3 protein-coding genes and 2 pseudogenes are annotated in these 4455 nt (G+C 52.1%); all 5 read right to left on the reverse strand.

Annotated elements, in window-relative coordinates; translation table 11 throughout:
• Nucleotides 1–240, reverse strand: a pseudogene (locus ACETPC_RS23615) (hypothetical protein); the annotation flags it as partial.
• A 99-nt stretch (nt 241–339) separates the two neighbouring features.
• Nucleotides 340–579 carry a hypothetical protein gene (locus ACETPC_RS23620; RefSeq protein ID WP_380184874.1) on the reverse strand — a complete coding sequence of 80 codons (240 nt, stop codon included), beginning with the start codon at nt 577–579 and terminating at the stop codon, nt 340–342.
• A gap of 4 nt (nt 580–583) precedes the next feature.
• A pseudogene (locus tag ACETPC_RS23625) lies at nt 584–1909 on the reverse strand (VENN motif pre-toxin domain-containing protein); the annotation flags it as partial.
• A gap of 298 nt (nt 1910–2207) precedes the next feature.
• On the reverse strand, nt 2208–2498 hold the full coding sequence (locus ACETPC_RS23630) for a hypothetical protein (protein ID WP_380184875.1): 291 nt from the start codon (nt 2496–2498) through the stop codon (nt 2208–2210).
• Nucleotides 2473–4386, reverse strand: coding sequence for a VENN motif pre-toxin domain-containing protein (locus ACETPC_RS23635; RefSeq protein WP_380184876.1), 1914 nt, complete (start codon nt 4384–4386; stop codon nt 2473–2475). The genes ACETPC_RS23630 and ACETPC_RS23635 overlap by 26 nt, the downstream gene beginning before the upstream one ends.
• Between the last annotated feature and the right edge of the window lie 69 nt (nt 4387–4455).

The raw sequence follows: 4455 nt of genomic DNA on the forward strand, positions 1-4455 counted from the left end.
GCTGTACTGCTTCGTCGGGTCCTGCTTTTTCAGGTCGGCCAGCGCTTTGTCGCGGTCGCTCTGCGTGGCGCTCGCTATCTTCTCGTTCGCAGCTTTGGTCGCCGCTATCTGGCCTTCAGTCCTGGCAATATCCAGCGCCTGACTACCAATCTCCGCTATCAGCTGCGCCGCCTTCAGGCGGTTCTGCTCTTTCTTCTTGTCGAAGATTTGAGATGATCGCCACGCCGCAGAAGCGGCCATGCAGGATCCCGGATGGAGTCGTTGAGTAGTGGACGCTTTGGGCTAACCAACTGATTATAAAATGGAAAACCCAGCCGATTGGCTGGGGTTTATAGCATGTTAAGACGCTTTTAATTCTTCTTTTGCTTCAGTTATTATTTGTAAAAAATCACTTAAGCTAAACTTCATTGTGTTTTGTTCAGCTAACATTCTGGCATCAGAAAAGAATTCAATTTCAATGTTATCAGGCCCTTTATCCTTGTTTAATTGACAAAGTATTTGATCCTTATAAGAGATCTCCACTGTGATTTCTTCATATTTAGAATCACTGAAGAAGGTGATTTCAAAGTTATTATCCATAAATTTATCTCGGTTTTTTAGGGTCTAATAAACCAGAAAATGAACCATCTGAGTTATAACGTATCCCCCGTCCATCAGGAAGCCTATACTCTACTCCACCTCTAGAGAGATCTGTTTTTACAGTATTTGTATTATTCAAAACTTCGTTTATAAACTTATTTGCAGTTTCATTTTTTTGTACGTGGTTACCTTTTAACGGTTCAAAAACACCACCAGGCCTACCTGCATGTTTCTCCCAAGCTCTGGCCGCTGCGGATAAGCCCTGTTCGTTGATTGGCTTATTAGCCGATGACAAAAGGTCATCTTTATTAAAACGATCAAAATTATTGATTTGGCTATTTTCATTATTCCGCTCATTCTCCTCATCCTGAGGTTCCCAGCCACCCGGCGTTCCCGCTCCTGAACCACCCAGCTCTGCTTTCTCAGCATCTGTCAGCTCCTTACCGACATTAGGCTGGTTCTGCTCTTCGGTAGAATCCGACGAACATGCCCGTCCAAATGAGCATTCGGTCGCTTTATCAATCGACTCGACGATATCCTTCACGGCTTTGTCTAACGCCGAAGCCATGGTTTTGTTGGCATCGCTGACCGCTTCGCCGGTATTTGTTCCGGCTACCGGCGGTGGCATGACGGGAACAGCTAACGTATTGTTCTCCAGCGATGTTTTACCCGCCTGCGCTCCCGCAACAGCATCCGCAGTGCTGTCACCTGCCACGCCGCCAGCCAAACCTGCCGCCAGCGTACCCAGCGCGCTTATCGTCTGACGCTGCTCTTCCGTCAGGTCTTCCCGTTTAATATCCGGATACAGCTGCTGCGCGATAAACTCGCCCATCGCCGCGCCCGATGCGCCCGCCAGCGCTGAGTTGCCCGCCGCGTAAGCGGTGACCGCGCCAACCACCGCGTGCGCCATCAGGTTCGCTTCGCGGTTCACCACCTCTTTGCCGTCCGGGCCTTTGGTGGTGGTCATGTCGTGAATGACTTCCGCCAGATAAGGCGCTGCCGCGCCGCTCACCGCCTGCGCCACGCTACCGCCCGCAAGGCCCTGTATCGCAGCCGTGGCCGCCTGAAGTCCCTGCTGTAGCGCGCTGCCCGTGCCGAACGGCTTCATCGCCGTATCATAAGCCTGCTTCGCGATTTCATCGGCGGTCGGGTTCAGTTTGCCTTTTCCGGCAAGTTCCGCTTTGGCCGCCGCCAGCGCCGCCGGGTCGCGCTTCGCTTTTTCGCCCGCTATCTGCCCCTCAGTCCTGGCGATATCCAGCGCCTGACTGCCAATCTCCGCTATCAGCTGCGCCGCCTTCAGCCGGTTCTGCTCTTTCTCCTTGTCGAAGATTTGCTCAAGGCCCGGATTCGCATTTTCCACGTCGCGGTTCGAAAAGGTTAACACTTAAGATACAGGAGACGCCGAATTGCATTGTCATCATCACTCAGGACACCCGCGAGCTATGGGCTGCGTCGAAGGCTTAAGCGTGGTGCCCATTAAACGTCGGAAGGTAGCGAAGTGGCTGAAGGAGTTTCCGGACGCAATGCACAACACCTGCTCTGAGCCGAAGTTTAAACGCAGCAGAGGGCATTTTGAGTAAGGGCTGGTAAAACGATCCCGGCCATTTAGGCCGGGATCTTATCTAAATTCAGGGAACTAACTGGATCGGGAATGTCATTTCTTTTCCTTCAATATAATCCCAGGCCATTTTATTAAGCCTTTTTATTATTTGAGGGTCTTCTATCATCAGATTCATTAAAAAAAATTCTAATTCCTCAGAAGAAGATATAAACTTTATCCCATCCTTGTTTTGAGCAGTGGTAGTAAATATATTTTTACTTCCATCAGACGAAAAACAGAAGGTTATTTCGTTACTTTCTGCGTCATACTTAATCTGTTCTATTTTCACGCTATCATTGTTTAAATATGGCGATTTCATTCCATGCTCCATTAAAATCTTTGATTGTCATCTTGTAACTGGTGCCTTTCCATGGGTCATGTATAAGAACATTTCCCGCTTTATCAATCCCTTTAACAACAACCCAATGTCCAACTTTATTGCCGCTATCCCACATCATAGCGCTCCAGGAGCCTGTTTTATTTAAAGCATCAAAGCTCTCCGATCCGACAAAACCACCGTTCCAGTTATTATCATACTTGTTAAGGTCTTTAACTAATCTCTCGGCACTTTTTAGTTCAGTACCTAGCTCAATTTGTGAAACGAAGATATCTCGATCTTTTAACAGCATTTCACCACATGCACCCCCACACCCTGTTGGTGAAGTTTGCTTAACCACATTTGGATCAACTATTTCATCCAGAACATTCCAGTTTCCACCGGCCCCGCCCTTAGGCTCAACATTTTTAACAACGATCTTTGTCGCAGTATTTCCAGAGAAAATAATTTTCGTTGGTACTAAAATACTTGTTAATATTCCTGCAACATTTTCCAGTGCTATCTGATCGCCATTGGCAGCCTTGACGGCCGTGGACTTAATTCCCTCCCACGCTTCGCCGTTGGTTATGGCATTAAACGTCCTTGCGGCTGCGGCATCTTTCTTCGCTAAGTCACTTTTAGCCTGACTACAATATCCATTACCCGTCGCACAGGTTGCCAACGCCGCCATCAAATCAAATGCGGTGTCCCCACCAAGCATCGCCATATCGCCGGTTTCACTGGTAAAGTTAATCAGACCGTTTGCAAGCTGGGATGCCAAATTTTCGCCTAGTTTATCTCTAACCTGTTCTTTCCAGTATTCGGCACTTTGCTTAACAGCTTCACGGGACTTATCCCCGGCCATCGAGTTATTTTCAACCGAATTTTTCCCCGCCTGAGCACCCGCCACAGCATCCGCCGTGCTGTTACCAGCAACACCGCCAGCCAGACCTGCCGCCAGCGTCCCCAGCGCGCTTATCGTCTGACGCTGTTCCTCCGTCAGGTCTTCCCGTTTGATATCCGGATACAGCTGCTGCGCGATGTACTCGCCCATCGCCGCGCCCGATGCGCCCGCCAGCGCTGAGTTGCCCGCCGCGTAAGCGGTGACCGCGCCAACCACCGCGTGCGCCATCAGGTTCGCTTCGGTGTTGACCTTGCCGTTCGCATCCGTGGTCAAGTTATGGATTTGTTCAGCCAGATAAGGTGCCGCCGCGCCGCTCACCGCCTGCGCCACGCTACCGCCCGCAAGGCCCTGTATCGCAGCCGTGGCCGCCTGGAGTCCCTGCTGTAGCGCGCTGCCCGTGCCGAACGGCTTCATCGCCGTGTCGTAAGCCTGCTTCGCGATTTCATCGGCGGTCGGGTTCAGTTTGCCCTTTCCGGCAAGTTCCGCTCTGGCCGCCGCCAGCGCCGCCGGGTCGCGCTTCGCCTTTTCGCCTGCAATCTGCCCCTCCGTGCGGGCGATATCCAGCGCCTGACTGCCAATCTCCGCTATCAGCTGCGCCGCTTTCAGGCGGTTCTGCTCTTTCTCTTTGTCGAAGATTTGCTCAAGGCCCGGATTCGCATTTTCCACGTCGCGACTTAAGTCTGCAACCTTCTGCGTCTGCTTTTCCTTATCGCGGATGACTATTGTGCCTTCGCTTACCGCCGCTTTGGTCACCGAGTCCGCGCTGTCCGAGCCGTTCAGGCCCGCCAGCACGCCGTTGGCCATATTGCCCTTGAACTGGTCCAGAAGCGTGCCGCCGGTGCTGATGCCCGCGCCCACGTGCTCCACGCTGTACTCCGCGTGGTTTTCGATATCACGCCAGCCCAGCGTGCCGGTGTCGAGGGTGTTTTTATCCGCCGTGGCCGTGGAGGCGATAACCGCGCCGTCCAGCTGCGTGTGTTCGCCCACCGTGATATCAAAGCCGCCCGCGCCCGCAAAGATGCCCGACTGCTCCGTCACCGACCGCCAGTCGCTGTT

The organism is Pantoea sp. sgz302252 (genome assembly GCF_042610525.1).
In the GTDB taxonomy this organism is placed as follows: domain Bacteria; phylum Pseudomonadota; class Gammaproteobacteria; order Enterobacterales; family Enterobacteriaceae; genus Erwinia.

Bases quoted from the DNA above. Each gene is read 5' to 3' on its own strand.
- ACETPC_RS23620 (WP_380184874.1), bottom strand. From the start codon at position 579: ATGGATAATAACTTTGAAATCACCTTCTTCAGTGATTCTAAATATGAA.
- ACETPC_RS23630 (WP_380184875.1), bottom strand. From the start codon at position 2,498: ATGAAATCGCCATATTTAAACAATGATAGCGTGAAAATAGAACAGATT.